Source organism: Streptomyces rectiviolaceus, assembly GCF_039533825.1.
GTDB classification, from domain to species: Bacteria; Actinomycetota; Actinomycetes; order Streptomycetales; family Streptomycetaceae; genus Streptomyces; species Streptomyces rectiviolaceus.
Map to the genome: position 1 here is coordinate 17,828 of NZ_BAAAUG010000088.1, position 18,461 is coordinate 36,288.

An 18,461-nucleotide genomic window follows, 5' to 3' on the forward strand; every position below is an offset into this window, starting at 1 on the left:
GGTTCAGAGGGTTCGCACAGTCCTGGGAGACGTCGCACCAGAGCACCTGGGAACCTGCGACGCCCATGACCACCTCTTTCTGACGAGCCCTCAACTCCCGGGTCAGGAGCTGGAATCGGCCACGTCGGCGGCGCAGGAGCTGGCGGCCTTCCGTGCGGTCGGTGGTCAGAGCCTGATCCAGTGGACTCCGCACGGGATGGGGCGCCGGGTGGGCGACCTGCCCGAGCTGTCTCGGACGTCGGGGGTACGCATCGTCGCCGCGACGGGTCTGCACCAAGCAGCCCACTACACGGCGGAGTTGCTGAACCGTCTCAGCACCGAAGGACTCGCGGACCTCTTCGTGAGGGAGTTGACCAAGGGCATCGGCATCGCCGACACCGGCGTGCGGGCCGGACTGATCAAGGTGGCAGGCGGCTTCCACGGCCTGGACGCGCACGCCCGCTGGACGATGCGCGCCGCGGCCGAGGCCCACCACGCGACGGGCGCACCCATCGCCGTCCACCTGGAGCTCGGCACGGGCGCACTGGACGTACTCGACCTGCTGTGCGGCGAGTTGGACGTGCCGCCCGACCGACTGATCCTCGGCCACCTGAACCGTTCCCCCGACCTCACGATGCACCACCAGGCCGCCGAAGCCGGCGCGTACCTAGCCTTCGACGGCCCTTCCCGCGCCAACCACGCCACGGACTGGCGCATGCCGGAAGCGGTAAAAGCCTTGGCCGATGCGGGCTTCGCCGACCAACTGCTTCTGGGCGGCGACACGACAACCGCCGGGGCTCGCGCGGTGAACGGCGGCCCCGGACTGCCGTATCTGCTGCGCAGGGTGCGGCCACGGCTCGAACTCGCCGTCGGCGAGGACCTGGTGGAGCGGATACTGACGCGGAACCCGGGGCGGGCGTTCGCCGTGGAGTGGCCGCCGTAATGCCAACGGCATGTGACCCTCCGCTGTTCTCACTCAGCCCACAGGCTCCCGGAAGTCCGCGCCCAGTCGGGAAAGCAGTTGTGCCGGTGCGTCGTCCTGGATGGTGTGGCCCGCGCCGTCCACCCAGGTCAGTTCGGCGTGCGGGATCCGCGTCCGCAGGAAATCGGCGAACTCCGGTGGCAACAGGCGGTCTTCGCGGCCCCAGATGATCCGGGTCGGCACCGGTACCTCGCCGAGGAGGGGTTCGAGCTCGTCCGTCTGGGACTGTTCGAACTGGCGGTACTGGCGGTAGAACGCCGCCTGGCCTTCCGCGCCGCGCCACGGGTCGATGTACGCGTCCAGCACGCCGGGCTTGTAGCCGGTGTGCGTGGCGTGACGGAGGTGACTGGCCACCAGTGCCTCGTGGGCGTAGTCGGGGAGTTGCTCGAATACGTGGGCGTTCTCCCGGATGAGCTTGAAGTAGCCCGTCCCCCACGCACCGCCGCCCACCGCGTCGACCAGCGCGAGATCCCCGTACTCCGCACCCTCCAGGAGCAGCGCCCGCAGTGCCACCGCCCCGCCCACGTCGTGCGCGACGACACTCGGGCGGGCCAGGCCCCAGTGCGCGAGGAGGCGGGCGAAGATCCTCCCCTGCGCCGCAAGACCGACGTCCTGCCCCTCCCGCTGCTCCGACTGCCCGAAGCCGAGCAGGTCCCAGACGTAGACCTTGCGCGTGCGGGCCAGGGCGGGGGCGATCTCGCGCCAGATGTACGACGAGAAGGGCGATCCGTGCAGCAGGACCACCGGGGCACCCTCACCGAACGATGCCCACCTCACGTACCCGTCCGACGTCTCGAACTTCTCCGCCAAGTGCCATGCCACTGGGTGCCTCCCGCTGGTTGGAATCCGCTCCGTCATCTCGCGTTGGAGTCGCCTCACCTTGGAGCCGTCTCGCCTTGTAGATCGACGACGTTACCAGTAGAGCAGCTTAAGGGGTAACCCTCCACTTAGGATATTGCACTGGTCGTTCCAAAACATGTACCGTACCGACATGGCCCGACCGAGAACCTTCGACGAGGAACGGGCCCTGGACGCGGCGATGCACGCCTTCTGGGCGAATGGTTACGAGGCCACCTCGACCCAGGATCTGTGCGACGCCACCGGCCTGGGCCGCAGCAGCATCTACAACACCTTCAGCAGCAAGCACGAACTGTTCCAGCGAGCCCTGGCCCGCTACATCGACTCCATGACGTCCGACCAGGTCGAGATCCTGGAAGACGCGGGGCGTCCCCCGATGAAGCGCCTTCGCGCCCTGTTCGCCCGAGTCGTGGACTCCGAGTTCGAGTGCCGCAAGGACGAGCACAGCATCGGCTGCCTGACCGTCAACACGACTGTGGAACTCGCCGGGCGCGACCCCGAGGCCGCCGAAATGCTGGCACGCGATCTCGCGGTGCGGCTGGCCGCGATCAGTGCCGTCATCCGTTCAGGACAGAGCTGCGGCGACATCGCCTCCACGCGGGACGCGGGCGACCTGGCCCGCTTCCTGAACGCCGTCATCGGCGGGATGCGGGTCTCGGCCCAGGGCGGCGCCGATCGTGCCGCCCTGACCGTCATCTCCGAGACCGCCTTGGACGCGCTGAACCGCTGACCCCGCCACCCAGCACCTCGCCCCATCCCATCCCACCCCACCCCACCCTCAACTCCTTACGCCCCGCACCGATCCCGCATGTCCTCGTTTTGCACCGATCAGTACATAACCCATCCCCCCTCACTACCCCACCCCGTACACCCCTGACACCCCAGATATCCCTGACAGGAGCCCCCATGCCCCGCGCCGTCTATCTTCTGGCCCTCGGCATCTTCGCGATGGTGACCAGCGAATTCGTGGTCGCCGGTCTGATGCCGCAGATGGCCGAAGGACTCGACGCCACGATCCCGGAGATCGGCTACCTGATCACCGCCTTCGCCGCGGCGATGGCCTTCGGTGGACCCTTCCTCACCGTCGCGCTTCTGAAGATGCGTCAGAAGTCCGCCCTGCTGGTCCTGTTCGGCATCTTCCTGGCAGGAAACGTCCTCGCCGCCCTCGCACCGGACTACCGCACCATGCTGGTGGCCCGCGTCATCACCGGCATCGCGTCACAGGCCTTCTTCGGCGTATCGATCTCGCTGTGCGCGCAGCTCACCCGACCCGAAGTGCGGGGCAGGGCCCTCGCGGTGGCCCTCAACGGGCTGATGCTGGGCACGCTCCTCGGGCTTCCGCTCTCCACCGTCATCGGTGAACACCTGGGCTGGCGCGCCGCGTTCTGGGCCATCACCGGCCTGACCGTTCTCGCCGCGCTCGCCACCCTCGCCGGGGTGCCGCGCATGGAGCGCGCCGACGACGGCGGTGACCTCCGCCAGGAGCTTGGCGCCTTCCGCAACCCCCGGCTCTGGCTCACCCTCACCACCAGCACCTTCGTCATCGGCGCCACGTTCTCCGCCTTCAGCTACCTCAACCCGATCCTCACCGAGGTCTCCGGATTCTCGACGGGCACTGTCCCGCTGCTGCTCATCGCGTACGGAGCGGCCACCGTCATCGGCAACACCGTCGTCGGCCGGTTCGCCGACAAGCACACCATCCCGGTCCTGCTCATCGGTCTGCTGCTCAATCTCGCGTTCCTCGCCGGCTTCGCCGTGTTCGCCCAACTGGGGGTGGCAGCCGTGGTGTTGATGATGGGCATCGGCCTGGTGGGGGTCACCATGAACCCGGCCCTCGTGACCCGCGTCCAGCGCACGGGCAACGCCCGGCCGCTGGTCAACACCGTCCACTCCTCGTTCATCACCCTCGGCATCATCATCGCGACGTCCGTCGGCGGACCCGCCATCGATACGTTCGGTCTGCGGGCTCCGCTCTGGATCGGCGCCGCACTCGCCGCACTCGGCCTCGTCACACTGCTGCCCGACCTGAAGCGGCTGCGCAACGGCCGAACCGCGCCCGCCACAGCGGTGGTTGAGCAGTCGAGCCCGGCCGAGACCACGGCTTCGGCCTCCGCGTCACCCTCGGCCTCCGCGTCACCCTCCGCCTTGGCCCCCACCTCCGCCTCGGCCGCGAAGGAGACCTCCCGCGCCTAGGTCAGCGCCCCCAGGGGGTCGTCGAGCACCGGCTGCCAGGCCAGCTCGGCGGCCCCCACCAGGCTGTTGTGGTCCAGCGTGCAGGCCAGGATCGGTACGCCGCCGCTGCGCCCCCACAGGCTCCGGTCGGCGACGACGGCGCGCAGCCGCTCGGGGTCGGCCTCCAGGAGCGCGCGGTGCAGGCCGCCCAGGATGATGCGGTCCGGGTTGAGGATGTTCACCAGGCCTGCGAGCCCCAGGCCGAGGCGGTCGATCAGCTCCTCGACCGCCGCACGGACCGCGGGATCCCCGCCCTCGTCACGGAGCAGTTCGCGGGCCTGGAGCAACAGCCCCTCGGGGCCGGGCTCGCGGCCGGCGGCGGTGAGGAAGGCCAGCGGGTCGGTCTCGACGTCCAGGCAGCCCCGGCTTCCGCAGTGGCAGGGGCGGCCCTCCGGGTTGACGGTGAGGTGGCCGACCTCGAGCGCCAGGCCCGAACTTCCCGTGTGCAGACGCCCGTCGAGGACGAGCGCGCCGCCGACACCCCGGTGCCCGGTCGCGACGCAGAGCAGATCGCGGGCGCCGCGCCCTGCGCCGTGCCGGTGCTCGGCGAGCGCGGCGAGGTTGACGTCGTTGGCGGCGAACGCCGGTCCTGCGATGCCCGCGTCCCGTACGCAGTCGGCGAAGATCTGGCGCACCTGCGAGCCGGCGGGCCACGCCAGGTGCAGCGGGTTGAGCGCGGTGCCCTCCGGTTCGGCGACGGCCGACGGCACCGCGAGGCCCGCGCCCACGCACCGCCTGCCGGTCTCCCGCAGCAGTTGCGCACCCGCGTCGATCACCGAGCCGAGCACCTGTGCCGGGTCGGCGTCGATCGTCTCGCAGCCGGGTGCGGTGGCGACGATCCTGCCGCCGAGTCCGACGAGGGCGGCCCGGAAACCGTCGGAGTGCACCTGCGCGGCCAGCGCCACGGGGCCGTCCTCCGCGATGGAGAGGCCGTGCGAGGGGCGGCCCTGGGAACCCGCGGGCGCGCTCGGCCGCGCGTCGATCCTGATCAGGCCGAGCGCCTCCAGCTCGGCGGCGACGGCGCCCGCCGTGGCGCGGGTGACGCCGAGTTCGGCGGTGAGCACGGCACGGGTCGGGGCGCGCCCGGTGTGGACCAGCTCAAGGGCGGGACCGAGCGCGCCGCGCCCGCGCTCCAGGCGCGTACGCGTGGACAGATCCCCCTCGGTGCGGGAGGCAGCCTTGCCGTTCATGAGGGCGAGTCTCCCATGATCCGTACGCCGCCTCGCCGTTCAGTCGTCATCTGCTCGGTCACCGCCCGTCCACTGCCCTTCCCCTGCCGTCTCACGAGAAGCTGCCGTCCACTCGTGACCGCCGCCTCACATGAACTGCCTTGTACGCCGCGGGGGCGCACCTCTACTCTGACTTTGTGCCGCTACTAAACAAAACCACGTCCGCAGCGTCGCGGGCCACTCCCCCCGCCCTTGTCCGGCTCCGTGTCGCACTCACCGTCTTCTTCGCGCTCGACGGCTTCATCTTCGCCGGATGGGTCGTCCGCATCCCTGCCATCAAGGAACAGACCGGCGCGTCGGCCAGCGACCTCGGGCTCGCGCTGCTCGGCGTCTCCGCCGGCGCCGTGATCACGATGACGCTCACCGGACGGCTCTGCCGCCGCTTCGGCAGCCATCCGGTGACCGTGGCCTGCGGGGTCCTGATGCCGCTGAGCATCGCGCTGCCGCCGCTGACGCATTCGGCGCTCTCGCTCGGGCTCGTACTCCTGGTGTTCGGGGCCGCCTACGGCGGGATCAACGTGGCGATGAACAGCGCCGCCGTCGATCTCGTGGCCGCCATGCGCCGCCCGATCATGCCCAGTTTCCACGCGGCCTTCAGTCTGGGCGGCATGGTCGGTGCGGGACTCGGTGGGCTGATCGCGGGCTCCCTGTCCCCCACGCGCCACCTGCTCGGTCTCACCGTGATCGGCCTGATCGTCACCGCCGTGGCGGGACGCGCCCTGCTGCGTCTCGATCCTCCGGCTCCGCCGAGCGACGCCCATCGCGAGGACAGCGCCCCGCGCCGCCTCGACAGCCGCACCCGCGGACTAGTGATCGTCTTCGGCCTCATCGCCCTCTGCACGGCCTTCGGCGAAGGAGCACTCGCCGACTGGGGCGCCCTCCACCTCGAACAGGACCTCAACGCCCACCCCGGCCTCGCAGCCGCCGGCTACTCCTGCTTCGCCCTCGCCATGACCATCGGCCGCCTCAGCGGAACCACCCTCCTAGAACGCCTCGGCCAGACGCCCATACTCGTGGCCGGCGGCACGTTGGCCGCCGCGGGCATGCTGCTCGGCGCGCTCGCCCCCTCCGTATGGCTGGCCCTCCTCGGCTTCGCCATCACCGGCCTCGGCCTCGCCAACATCTTCCCCGTCGCCGTCGAACGCGCCGGCGCCCTGGCAGGCCCCAGCGGCGTCGCCACCGCCTCCACCCTCGGCTACGGCGGCATGCTCCTCGGACCACCCGCCATCGGCTTCATGGCCGACTGGTTCACCCTCCCCACGGCCCTCACCAGCGTCGCGGTACTCGCCGGCCTCGCCGCCCTCATCGGCTACACCACCCGCCGCTGACGGAGTCCCAAAGCCGGCGCCAAGGAGGAATCAGGCGGCGGCCGTCTCGTCGGCATGCCCCCGTCAGGTAGCGACGGCGCCCGCGCCCACAGCCCGGAGAACCCCCATCACCACAGGTCCAAGGCACGTCTTCGTCGCCAAGGCACCCGTGGGTGGTGAGCGATCGGTGGACCCGGTATCAAAGTTTGAGCACAAATTACACACAACCCCTCTACATGCTGATCCGCATGGTCTAAATTGACCGTGCTTCAGCTCTTCAGGCATGAAGCGACCATTAATGATCTTTAAGTCCGGCGCTACGGGGAGCCGGCAGTCGCGATGTCAAGTCCGCTGCCGCCAGGGTGAGTTGATCAAGTAGCGCTGAAACGGCCGGATGTCATGCGCGGGAGGCGGGGGGCGCCTCCCGGGGGGAGAACAGCGCGGGACGGGGGGCGGGGGGCGCCTCTCGGGGAGAGGGACAGTGTGAGGCGAACACGCCGAACCACTGGTGACCTGGGGGGGTTCTGTGCAGCAGGGGGAATTAGCCAGCCCGTTTCCGTCGGCGCGCGGGCGTCTGACGAACGGGAGAATCAACGGGCCCGCGATCGACTGGGAGCAGCGGTATCGCCGTACCGTGATCATCAGTGACACCGTGGCCACCGCCTTCGTGGTGGCGGCGATCGGCAACTTCTTCGGGGCCCGGGACGCGGCCAACTGGCATGAGAAGTGGGTAATTCTCGCCTTCGGCACCGAGCTCCTTGTACTGGGAGCGCTTGCGGTGAGCCGGGCGTGGGCTCCGGCCGTGCTCGGCCAGGGCGCCGAGGAATTCCGCCGGCTCGGACGCTCCCTGTTCACGGCGGCCGTCGTACTGGCGCTCGGCGGAATCGCTCTCACCTCGCGCAACATCAAGCTCTGGATCTTCGTCGCGATCCCCGCGATCGCGCTCGTCACCATGACCGCGCGGTATCTGCTGCGCCTGCGGCTGCACAAACAGCGGAAGGAAGGACGGTGCCTGCGACCGGTGCTCGCTGCCGGGAGCCCCGCCACCGTGCGTGACCTGATCACCCGAGCCCGCAAGTTCCCGCACCTCGGGTGGCGGGTGGAGGCGGTGTGCACGACGGACATTCTCGGGCTCGACGGTGACCAACTGGACGGAGTGCCGGTCGTCGGCCGGCTGGAGGACGTCGCCAACCACGTCCGCCGCGACGGCTATCGCGTCGTCGCGGTCACACCGGACCCGCACTGGTCACCGGACCGGCTGCAGCGGCTGGCCTGGAACCTCGAGGGCAGCGATACCGAGATGGTCGTGGCCCCCGTGCTGATGGAGGTGGCAGGACCGCGGCTGCATGTCGACGCGGTGCTCGGGATCCCGCTGCTGCGGGTCAGCATCCCGACCTTCACCGGGGGCCGCAGGGCGGTCAAAGGGGTCGTCGACCGGACGGGCGCGGCGATCCTGCTGACTCTGTTCGCACCGCTGATGGTGCTCGTCGGGCTGCTCGTCCTGATGGACAGCCGGGGTGGGGCGCTCTACCGCCAGCGCAGAGTCGGCAAGGACGGCCGCGAGTTCACCATCTTCAAGTTCCGCACCATGGTCACCGGGGCCGACGGGGCACGTGCCGAGCTGGCCGGCCTCAACGAGGGCGCGGGCCTGCTGTTCAAGCTCCGCCGGGATCCACGGGTGACCCGGGTGGGAGCAGTGCTGCGGCGGTACTCGCTCGACGAACTCCCGCAGCTTTTCAACGTACTCACCGGTTCGATGTCGCTCGTCGGTCCGCGGCCTCCGCTGCCGGAGGAGTCCGCCGCGTACGGCCCGGACATCCGGCGGCGGCTCCTCGTGAAGCCCGGGCTCACCGGCCTGTGGCAGATCAGCGGACGCAGCGACCTGCCGTGGGAGGAGGCGGTCCGCCTCGACCTGCGGTACGTGGAGGACTGGTCGCTCGCCCTGGACACCGTGATCTTGTGGAAGACGCTGCGTGCGGTGCTCTACGGGCAAGGGGCTTACTGATGCGCGGGGGGCTGCGGCTCAACTGTCCGCTCACCGCGCGGACCGCAGGCCCAGAGGGCCTGCCTGGGGGGAGGGAAAGGTCATGAGGGTCAGCGTTTTCGGGCTCGGCTACGTGGGCTGCGTGTCGGCCGCGTGCCTGGCCAGCATGGGGCACGAGGTCATCGGGGTGGACGTGAACCAGGTGAAGGTCGACCTGGTCAACGACGGCAAGGCCCCGGTGGTCGAGGAGCGGATCGGCGAGCTCATCGCCGAAGTCGTGCGGACCGGGGCGTTACGCGCCACCAGGGACGTCCGCGAGGCGATCATGGACAGCGAGGTGTCGCTGATCTGCGTGGGCACACCGTCGGAGCCCAACGGCAGCCTGTGCACCACGTATTTGGAGCGGGTCACCGAGGAGATCGGCGCAGTGCTGGCGGATCGCAGCGGGCACAGCGGGCGGCAGACCGTCGTGTTCCGCAGCACCATGCTGCCGGGCACCTGTCTGAACCTGCTGGTACCGATCCTGGAGAAGCACGTCGGCGGCACGGCCGGGGTGGACTTCGGGGTCGCGGTCAGCCCGGAGTTCCTGCGCGAGGGCACGAGCGTGCAGGACTTCTTCGATCCGCCCAAGACCGTCATCGGCGAGTTCGACCCGGCAAGCGGCGACACGGTGGCGGCGCTGTACGACGGCTTGCCCGGCGAGGTGTTCCGGGTGCCGGTCCCGACGGCCGAGGCGATCAAGTACGCGGACAACGCGTTCCACGGCCTCAAGATCGGCTTCGCGAACGAGCTGGGCGCGGTGTGTCAGGCGCTCGGGGTGGACTCGCACCAGGTGATGGACGTGTTCCTGGCCGACCGCAAGCTGAACATCAGCCCCGCCTACCTGCGGCCCGGCTTCGCCTTCGGTGGCTCCTGCCTGCCCAAGGACTTACGCAGCCTGGTCCACGCGGCGCGGCGGGCCGACGTCTCGGTGCCCATCCTCGCCCACGTACTGCCCTCCAACTCCGACCATCTGCAGCGCGCGGTGGATCTTGTCGAGCGCACCGGCAAGCGCCGGGTGGGCCTGTTCGGTCTCTCCTTCAAGCCCGGCACCGACGACCTCCGCGAGAGCCCGCTCGTCGAGTTGGCGGAGAGACTCTTCGGCAAGGGGTACGACCTGAAGATCTACGACGCCAACGTGAGCCTCTCCCGGCTGCTCGGCGCGAACCGCGAGTACATCGAGACCCGGCTGCCGCACCTCGGGCAGCTGCTTGCCGACTCCGTCGACGAGGTGCTCGAACACGCCGAGGTGTGCCTGGTCGGGACCAAGGATCCGGCCGTCCTTTCCGCGCTGCCCCATGGCGAAGGACCCGTGCTCATCGATCTCATCCACCTTCCCGACGCCGAGGCGCGCCGGGCCGAACCGGGGTACGTGGGCCTTGCTTGGTGACACATCGTTTGATGGCACGACCGGCGGCGACCGGCCGGACCGGCGCGCGCTGATCCTCGTGGAGAACTTGTCGGTGCCGTTCGATCGGCGGGTGTGGCAGGAGTGCACCACGCTGCGCGACGCGGGCTGGGAGGTGCACGTCATCTGTCCCCGGGGGGAGAAGCGGGACACGGAGCCGGAGGCGGAGATCGACGGGGTGCGGATCCACCGCTACCCGTTGCGCGCGGCCACCGGAGGTCCTGCCGGCTACCTGCGGGAGTACGGATCGGCGCTGTGGCACACGGCCCGTCTTGCCCGCAAGGTCGGCCCGGTCCACGTGGTCCACGCCTGCAACCCGCCCGACCTGCTGTTCCTGGCGGCACGGTGGCTGAAGCGGCGCGGCGCGCGGTTCGTCTTCGACCAGCACGACCTCGTACCCGAGCTGTACCTCTCCCGGTTCGACCGCGGCGAAGACCTGCTCTACCGCGCCGTGTGCGCGCTGGAACGGCGGACCTACCGGGCCGCGGACATCGTGCTCGCCACGAACGAGAGCTACCGGGACGTCGCGATACGCCGCGGCGGCCGGCGGCCTGAGGACGTCTTCGTGGTGCGCAGCGCGCCCGCGGTCGACCGGTTCCAACCGGTGCCGCCCGAGCCGGAGTTGAAGCGCGGCAAGCCTCATCTGCTGTGTTATCTCGGCGTGATGGGCCCTCAGGACGGCGTCGACTACGCCTTGCGGGCCCTCGCGAAACTGCGCGACGAGCTCGGGCGGACCGACTGGCACGCGGTGTTCGTCGGCGCAGGCGACGCCTTCGACGCGATGGTGGAGCTGTCCCGGCAACTCGGGCTCTCGGAGCAGGTGCAGTTCACCGGGCGCATCCCGGACGCCGACCTGGTCCGCTACCTCTCCACCGCGGACGTGTGCCTCTCCCCCGACCCGCGCAATCCGCTCAACGACGTGTCGACCATGAACAAGGTCCTGGAGTACATGGCGATGGGCCGGCCGATCGTCTCGTTCGATCTCCGGGAGGCGCGAGTCTCCGCCGGTGACGCCGCCGTGTACGCGCCCGCCAACGACGAGGCCGAATTCGCCGGGCTCATCGCGCTGCTCCTCGACGACCCGGATCAGCGGGCCCGGATGGGCAAGATCGGCCAGGAGCGGATCAGCGGGCAGCTTTCCTGGCGGAACTCGCAGGCCTCGCTGCTCGCCGCCTACGCCGCCGCCTGCCACGGCCACACTCCGGTGTCGGCGGGCGCCCCGGTCCGGACAGGGTGGAGGCCGCACCGTTGAGCGATGACCCGATACGCCTGGTCACGATCGGGCGGATCATCCGTCGGCGCTGGCGGCTTCTCGCCATCGTCGCCGTCGTGGGCGCGCTCGTCGGCTACGGCACCTCGGTGCTGTTTCCGCCGCGCTACACGACGTCGGCATCGGTACTCCTTTCGGGGCAGTGGGAGGAGCGCGAGCTGCTGACCCAGGCGGAGATCGCGGCCAGTTCGGCGGTGGTCGACCGCGCGGCCGCCGCGCTCGGCTGGACCGGCGTCAGCGGCAGCGAACTGCGGGATCGAGTGAGCGCCACGGCCGCCGACGGGAACATCATCAAGGTCTCGGGCACGGCCGAGACCCCGGAGCGCGCGCAGCGGCTCTCCGATCAAGTGGCCGGGGAATTCGTCACCTTCGCCGCGCGGATCGCGGGCGACGACACCGACCCCGACGCGGCGACGGGGCCCGAGGCGCTGCGGAAAAAGGTGGAGGAGACCGACCGCCGCATCACCGACCTGGCCAATGCGGCCGATCCGGGGCAGACCGTGGAGGGCGTGCAGGCCCGCACCGAGCTCGAGAAGCTGCGCACCGCGCTGCAGGAGGCCATGAAGAAGCTTGACGAGGCCAACCCGGCGACCAGCAAGGCCGGCATGGTCGTCATGGGTCCGGCGGCCCGGCCGACCGGCGAGGCGCCGCCGACGAGGATGCAGCTCGTTGTCGCGGGGGCGCTGCTGTTCTTCCTGTTCGCGGTCATCGGTCATCTCGCCGCGGCGCGGGTGAATCGCCGACTGCGTACCGAACCGGAGATCGCCGCGGCGCTGGGCTCGGCGCTCCTCGGCACCGTCGACGTGCCCGGTGGAGGGAGCGCGCACCGGCCGAAGGGCCGTGGCGCGCGGGCCTGGATCCGCCGACTCCTCGGCGTCGACACCCGGTGGGACCTACCGACCCCGCAGACGTCCGGCGACGAGGCCGGCAGGCGGATCCGCTACCGGCGGGTGTGCGCTCGCCTCCGGAACCAACTGCCGGGCGCCCGGCGGCTGCTGGTCGTCGTACCGGACGGCGACGAGATTGCCCGCCGGGCCGCCGGGCAGCTCGTGGCCGAGGCCGGGAGCGATCCCTCCGCAAGCTCTTCGAACAGGGGATACCCCATGCTGCGGGTGGTGGAAGTTTCGGTGTCCCAGCCGATGGTGCCGGACCGCGACACCGAGTCCGGTGCCCTGGTCGTGCTCAGCGCGGGCAACTGGACCGCGGGGGATCTCGCCGGCATCGCCGAGGCGTGTGCCGACGGCAGACATGAGGTCGTCGGCGTCGTCGTCGCCGTCCCGGTCCGGGACCGTCCGACGCGATCCGCCGGCCATCCTCCGGACGACGCCACTGGGGCGCTCGCGGCCCGCGCCCACGCGACGGGAGGTTCGGTGTGACGACAAGCACGACTTCGGAGTCGGCAGCCGCTCCGCTGCTGAACCTGCAGGCACTGGTGGTGGCGGTGCGCAGACGCCGCCGCCTCTGGTGCTCCCTGGCGCTCCTTGGACTGCTGGTCGGCGCCGCGGTGGCGGTCCTGCGACCGCCGCCGCCGGCCGCGGTGGCCAAGGTCCTTGTCGCGCACAAGGAGGACCAGGCGAACGACACCGGAACGCTGATCCGCACCGACGTAGAGCTGCTGCGGACCACTCGGATCGCCGACAAGGCCTTGCAGTCCCTCAAGTCCCCTGAACGCCCGGAAGACTTCATGCGGGACTACCGAGGGACCGGCTTGACCAACAACCTGCTGCAGATCGATGTGACAGGTGACAGCGACGCGGAAGCGGTGGCCCGGGCCAAGGCGTTGGCGGACGCGTTCGTCGCGGACCATGTGCGGCGGATGCAGGAGACCGCGAAGGCCGAGGCCAAGGCCCTGCGCGACCAGCGTGACCGGATGCGGGGCGAACTCGCCCAGGTCAACAAGGCGATCGGGGACAGGTCGCCGGAGAGCGACCCGAAGGGGTCGGCGGACATCGAGTCGCTCTTCTCCCGCCGGGCCGAACTCACCTCGCGGATCGCCGATTTCGGCCAGCGCGCCGAGGAGGCGCGCATGGGCACGCCCCGGCTCATCGCCGGCACCCAGATCGTGGACGCCCCGCGCGCGGTGCAGCACTCCCTGCCCAAGTCCGCCGCCACCAACGCGGCGATCGGGCTCGTCCTCGGGCTCGTCCTCGGGCTCGCGGTGGCCGCGGTCGGCACGGTGGTGGCGGACCGCCCCGTGCTGCGCCGTGAGATCGCGGCGAACCTGGGCGCCTCGGTCATCGCGGAGTTGCGCCGCGTGCCCCGCCGGCCGGCCAGGCTGTGGCAGCGCCGACGGACCCGGGCGGCACGGGCAAGGCTCACCGCGACCCTGGCCCGCACCGTGCGTGGCTCCGCGGAACCGGTGTCGTTGCTCGAACTGGGCTGTGCGCGCAGCACGAGCGTGATCGCCCTGGACCTCGCCAGGGCACTGGCGGCGGAAGAGCCGGTGATCATCATCGATGGTCTGCCGGGCCCACAGCTGGCCAACCACCGCCCGAGTCCAGGAGACCCGACCGTGGTCAGCGGCGAGCGTGCCGCGGCCGGGCCGCATCAGGAGCGCAGGATCGGCGTCGGCTCGGTCGCGCCCGGCACGGCGTGGACCGGCCTCCAGGACCTCGGCACCCAGACCGTGCTCGTCGTGCGTGCCGGGCACGCGAGTACCGCATGGCTGCACACCGTGGCGCGGCAGCTCGCGGACCTGCTCATTCCGGTGATCGGTGTGGTGCTGATCGACCCGGATCCACGGGACCGGACCGACGGCACCCTGTGGGACGGGCTGCACACCGCGCTGCGCGGCCACAACGAACGCCTTGCCCGGCAGAACGGGACGGGCCGGCCGCTGACGGAGCGGCCGCCATGGGCAGTACGAGTCCCGGACAGCGAACAGGAAGCGCGGTAGGACATGTGTGGCATCGCAGGCACTTACCGATGGCCGGACGGGAAGGTGGTGACGGACCGGCTCACCGATACCCTCGCTCACCGCGGTCCGGACGGGGCGGGACGGTACGGCCACCCGGTCGGTGACGGCGAGGTGCAGCTCGGGCACCGCCGCCTTGCCATCATCGACCTGTCCGAGACCGGCGCCCAGCCGATGGTCTCGGACGGCCTCGCCCTTACCTACAACGGCGAGCTGTACAACGCGCCCGAGCTGCGTGCCGAGCTGGCAGCCTCTGGGGTGCGCTTCCGCGGTACTTCCGACACCGAGGTGCTCCTCGAGGCCTGGCGGCGCTGGGGCACCGACTGCCTGCCCCGGCTGCGCGGCATGTTCGCGTTCGGGATCTTCGACGAGCGAACCGGTGACCTGGTACTCGCCCGCGACCAGCTCGGCATCAAGCCGCTGTTCCTGCTCCGGCGCGGTGCGGGTCTGGTGTTCGCCTCCGAGCTCAAGGCGCTCGCCACCGCCACCGGCGGGTCGCTGCAGGTGGACGAGGCGGCGCTTGTGGCCTCGCTCCTTTACTACTGGGTGCCGGACTCACGGTGCGCGTTCCGCGAGGCGGAGAAGCTGCCGCCGGGGAGCTGGCTCCGGTGCCGGCCCGACGGCCGGGTGGAGCGCGGCAGTTACTGGAACCTGAGGGACGTCGCCGCCGAGGGCCAGGAGCGGGCCCGGAGCGGCGAGCGGCCGGATGTCGCCGCCATCGTCGAGGAGTCGACTCGACGCCACCTGCTCTCCGACGTACCCGTGGCGACCTTCCTCTCCGGCGGTCTCGACTCCAGCTATCTGACCGCGCTCGCGGCCCGCGACCGACCCGGGATCTCCGCCTACACGATCGGATTCCGCGCCGAGGACGCCAAGTTCGAGGCGATGCCGGACGACCTGCGCTATGCCCGGCAGGTGGCCGAGCAGTTCGGCGTCGACCTGCATGAGATCGAGATCGCCCCGAATGTGCTCGACCTACTGCCGCAGATGACCTACCACCTGGACGAGCCGATCGGCGACCCCGCCGCGATCAACACGTTTCTGATCTGCGAGGCCGCCCGGGAGGCCGGGGTCAAGGTGATGCTCTCGGGGATGGGCGCCGACGAGCTGTTCGCCGGTTACCGCAAGCACCTGGCCAACCTGATCGCGCTGCGCTACCAGCGCGTCCCGCGCCCCCTGCGGCGCGGCCTTTCCAGGGCCGTGGACCGGCTGCCGGTCGCCACGGCCCGCCGGGGGTACCGGTCGGTGCGGTTCGCGAAGCGGTTCCTCTCCTTCGCCGACCTGCCGGAGGAGACCGCGTTCCGGCGCAGCTACACCATGTACGACCAGGAAGAGCTGCTCGCCCTGGTCAATCCGGACCTGGCAGGGACGGTCGATGACGTACTGACCGAGCATGCGGACATCTACGAGGACAACGACCTCGACGACTTCGTCAACCGCATGTGCCTGGGCGACGCCCGGATGTTCCTGCCGGGCCTGAACCTCGCGTACACGGACCGGTCGAGCATGGCCGCGTCGACCGAGGTGCGGGTGCCGTACGTGGACGTCGAGGTGGTCAAGGCGGCGTTCGCCGTGCCCGGCGACCGCAAGATCGTCGGACGGCAGGGCAAGGCCGTCCTGAAGGAGGCGGCCGGCTCGATCCTGCCCCGGGAGATCGTGTACCGGCCCAAGGGCCTGTTCAGCGCTCCGCTGCGCGCCTGGATGAGCCGGGATCTGGCACCGCTGGTACGTGAGGTGATCAACGACGGTGTGCTCGTCAATTCCGGGATCCTGCGCCGCGACGCGCTGGCGCGCATGGTCGCCGAGGACGCCGCCGGGCAGCGGGACTTCTCCAAACATCTGTGGCATGTGCTGACCCTCGAGTACTGGTATCGCGGCGCGACCGCCGGGTCCGGCCAGAGCACTCGGTCAACGGTTTAGGAACAAGAGGAGTTCGGGTGAAGCAGGTTGTACAGAACTACAAGAGCGGCGAGCTGGCGGTGCTCGACGTACCGGTGCCGGGGTGCAAGCCGGGCGGTGTGCTTGTCCGCACCGCCTACTCGCTGATATCCACCGGGACCGAGCTCATGAAGGTGTCCGAGGCCGGCATGTCGATGCTCGGCAAGGCCCGCTCCCGGCCCGACCAGGTGGCCAAGGTCGTGCAGAGCGTGGCCACCAACGGGGTGCCCGCCACTTACCGCAAGGTGATGGGCAAGCTGGACTCCTACACGCCCCTTGGCTACTCGCTGTGCGGGGTGGTCGAGCAGGTCGGCGCCGGGATCGACGACGTGAAGGTCGGCGACGTCGTGGCCTGCGCCGGCAATGAGCACGCGCTGCACGCCGAGCTGAACTGGGTGCCGAAGAACCTCTACGCCCCGGTGCCGGACGGCCTCGCGCCGCAGCACGCGGCGTTCGGCACCGTCGGGTCGATCGCGTTGCAGGGCGTACGGCGCGGCGAGCCCCAACTCGGGGACGTGGCGCTGGTCATCGGCCTCGGTCTGATCGGGCAGTTGGTGGTGCAGCTCCTCGGCGCCTCCGGGGTGCGCGTCGTCGGGGTCGACCCCGACCCGGTGCGCTGCGAACTCGCCGAGCGCGTGGGCGCCGTGGCCTGCGGCGATCCCGCGTCCGCGGCCGTGGAGGCCGCCGTCGCCGAACTCACCGGCGGTCACGGCGTGGACCAGGTGTATCTGGCCGCCGGCGGTGGCAGCAATCAGCCCGTCGAGCTGGCCGCCCGGCTGAGCCGGGACCGCGGCCGGGTCGTCGACATCGGCAAGTGCCGTCTGGACCTGCCCTGGAACGCGTACTACGAGAAAGAGCTCGACGTCCGGTTCTCCCGTAGTTACGGCCCCGGGCGCTACGACCCGGAGTACGAGCTCGAAGGGCGCGACTACCCGATCGGCTACGTGCGCTGGACCGAGCGCCGCAACCTGGCGTGCTTCCTCGATCTCGTCGCCCGCCGCCGCGTCGACGTGGAGCCCTTGGTCTCCCACATCGCCGACTTCGATGACGCCGTCGAGACGTACCAGCGCCTGAAGGACGGCGAACTGAAGGCCGTCGCCGTGCTGTTCCGCTACCCCCAACACGCAGGGGACGCGGGGGAAACGCAGGCCCCGGCGGTGACCGTGCCCGCGGTGCGCCGCAGCGGCAAGGCGTCCACCCCGGCCCTGGCCCCGGCCGCCAAGACGCCGGTGCGCCTCGCGTTCGTCGGCGCGGGCAACTACGCCACGTCGATGCTGCTGCCGCACCTGACCGGGCGCGACGGAGTCGAGTTGTCCACGGTCGTCACCACGACGGCACTGTCCGCGGCCAACGCGAAGCGGAAGTTCGGCTTCGCCGATGCGACCACCGATCTCGACGCCGTGCTCGGCGACAAGTCCATCGACGCGGTGTTCGTGGTCACCCGGCACAGCTCGCACGCCGAACTGACCCGAAGGGCCCTCCTGGCGGGCAAGGCCGTGTTCGTGGAGAAGCCCCTCGCCCTCACCGAGGACGAACTGGCCGGCGTGCTCGCGGCGGTGGAGGAGTCCGGCAACGACCGGCTGCAGGTCGGCTTCAACCGCCGGTTCGCGCCGCTGCTGCAGGAGGCCAGGAAGCGGCTCGGCGCCCGGACCGGTCCGGCGAGCCTCCGCTACCTGGTCAACGCGGGCAGGCTGCAGCACGGCAGCTGGTACCTCCAACAGGGCAGCGAGGGCTCGCGGTTCGCCGGCGAGGGCGGACACTTCATCGACACGGCGAGCTGGCTGCTCGACGCCGACCCGGTCTCGGTGTACGCGGTCGCCACGTCCGGCAACGAGGACCTGCAGGTCGTGCTGCACTACCCGGACGGGTCCACCGCCACCATCAGCTACGTCACCACCGGCGCGGCCGGTTTCCCCAAGGAGACGCTGGACCTCGTCGCGGACGGCAAGGTGCTGCGGCTCGACGACTTCGTCCGTGCCGCTGTGTACGACGGCAGCCGCAAGCGGTGGGTCAGTTCGCGGCTGCCCAAGGCACGGGACAAGGGCCAGAACGCCGAACTGGCCGCGTTCATCAAGGCCGTGCGGACCGGCGGGCCGATGCCGGTGCCGCTGGAGTCGCTTGTCGCCACCACGGCGGCCACCCTCGCCGTGCAGGCCGGCCTGGCCGGCGGCGCGCCGGTGACCTTGGCGAGGGCGCGATGACTGTGAGCTCGGGGAGTCCGGGCTGGTACCTGCGCCGGTTGACCCGGATGGGACCGCGGGAGGTCGGCGGCCGGGCGGGCGACGCGGTGCGCAGGCGGCGGTGGCGGTCGGCGCCGCCGG

Annotated in this window: 13 protein-coding genes; 11 read left to right on the forward strand and 2 right to left on the reverse strand. The window is 70.7% G+C overall.

Going from position 1 to position 18,461, the window contains the following annotated elements:
- Positions 1 to 22 precede the first annotated feature (22 nt).
- Positions 23 to 922, forward strand: coding sequence for a phosphotriesterase family protein (locus ABD378_RS24855; protein ID WP_344523940.1), 900 nt, complete (start codon positions 23 to 25; stop codon positions 920 to 922).
- A 33-nt stretch (positions 923 to 955) separates the two neighbouring features.
- On the opposite strand, the gene ABD378_RS24860 is transcribed toward ABD378_RS24855, so the two are convergent.
- A complete protein-coding gene (locus tag ABD378_RS24860) occupies positions 956 to 1,783 on the reverse strand; it encodes an alpha/beta fold hydrolase (protein ID WP_344523891.1) in 828 nt (275 codons plus the stop codon).
- A gap of 169 nt (positions 1,784 to 1,952) precedes the next feature.
- On the opposite strand from ABD378_RS24860, the gene ABD378_RS24865 reads away from it, so the two are divergent.
- A complete protein-coding gene (locus ABD378_RS24865; protein ID WP_344523893.1) occupies positions 1,953 to 2,549 on the forward strand; it encodes a TetR/AcrR family transcriptional regulator in 597 nt (198 codons plus the stop codon).
- 176 nt (positions 2,550 to 2,725) lie between these two features.
- Positions 2,726 to 4,012 (forward strand): MFS transporter, encoded by a 1,287-nt coding sequence (locus tag ABD378_RS24870; RefSeq protein ID WP_344523895.1) that lies wholly within the window; start codon positions 2,726 to 2,728, stop codon positions 4,010 to 4,012.
- Here ABD378_RS24870 and ABD378_RS24875 read toward each other — a convergent pair.
- A complete protein-coding gene (locus ABD378_RS24875) occupies positions 4,009 to 5,241 on the reverse strand; it encodes an ROK family protein (protein ID WP_344523897.1) in 1,233 nt (410 codons plus the stop codon). The two genes, ABD378_RS24870 and ABD378_RS24875, sit on opposite strands and share 4 nt — an antisense overlap.
- Before the next feature lie 176 nt (positions 5,242 to 5,417).
- Here ABD378_RS24875 and ABD378_RS24880 point away from each other — a divergent pair, with 176 nt between their 5' ends.
- The 8 genes from ABD378_RS24880 to ABD378_RS24915 all read left to right on the forward strand — a co-directional run bounded on the left by ABD378_RS24880 (position 5,418) and on the right by ABD378_RS24915 (position 18,341).
- Entirely contained in the window at positions 5,418 to 6,608 is a 1,191-nt protein-coding gene (locus ABD378_RS24880) for an MFS transporter (RefSeq protein ID WP_344523899.1), read from the forward strand.
- Positions 6,609 to 7,113: 505 nt separating this feature from the next.
- Positions 7,114 to 8,592 carry a sugar transferase gene (locus ABD378_RS24885; protein ID WP_344523901.1) on the forward strand — a complete coding sequence of 493 codons (1,479 nt, stop codon included), beginning with the start codon at positions 7,114 to 7,116 and terminating at the stop codon, positions 8,590 to 8,592.
- Between the two features lie 82 nt (positions 8,593 to 8,674).
- Entirely contained in the window at positions 8,675 to 10,000 is a 1,326-nt protein-coding gene (locus ABD378_RS24890; RefSeq protein ID WP_344523903.1) for a nucleotide sugar dehydrogenase, read from the forward strand.
- Positions 9,990 to 11,270, forward strand: coding sequence for a glycosyltransferase family 4 protein (locus tag ABD378_RS24895; protein ID WP_344523904.1), 1,281 nt, complete (start codon positions 9,990 to 9,992; stop codon positions 11,268 to 11,270). The genes ABD378_RS24890 and ABD378_RS24895 overlap by 11 nt, the downstream gene beginning before the upstream one ends.
- Positions 11,267 to 12,664 carry a Wzz/FepE/Etk N-terminal domain-containing protein gene (locus ABD378_RS24900; protein WP_344523906.1) on the forward strand — a complete coding sequence of 466 codons (1,398 nt, stop codon included), beginning with the start codon at positions 11,267 to 11,269 and terminating at the stop codon, positions 12,662 to 12,664. Before ABD378_RS24895 ends, ABD378_RS24900 begins: the two co-directional genes overlap by 4 nt.
- Positions 12,661 to 14,184: a Wzz/FepE/Etk N-terminal domain-containing protein gene (locus ABD378_RS24905; protein WP_344523908.1), complete on the forward strand. Its 1,524-nt coding sequence runs from the start codon at positions 12,661 to 12,663 to the stop codon at positions 14,182 to 14,184. Before ABD378_RS24900 ends, ABD378_RS24905 begins: the two co-directional genes overlap by 4 nt.
- 3 nt (positions 14,185 to 14,187) lie before the next feature.
- The gene (gene asnB, locus ABD378_RS24910; protein WP_344523910.1) at positions 14,188 to 16,122 is read left to right on the forward strand and encodes an asparagine synthase (glutamine-hydrolyzing); all 1,935 of its coding nucleotides are present in this window, start codon (positions 14,188 to 14,190) and stop codon (positions 16,120 to 16,122) included.
- 17 nt (positions 16,123 to 16,139) lie between these two features.
- Complete coding sequence (locus ABD378_RS24915) at positions 16,140 to 18,341, forward strand: bi-domain-containing oxidoreductase (protein WP_344523912.1); 2,202 nt, start codon at positions 16,140 to 16,142, stop codon at positions 18,339 to 18,341.
- Positions 18,342 to 18,461 lie beyond the last annotated feature (120 nt).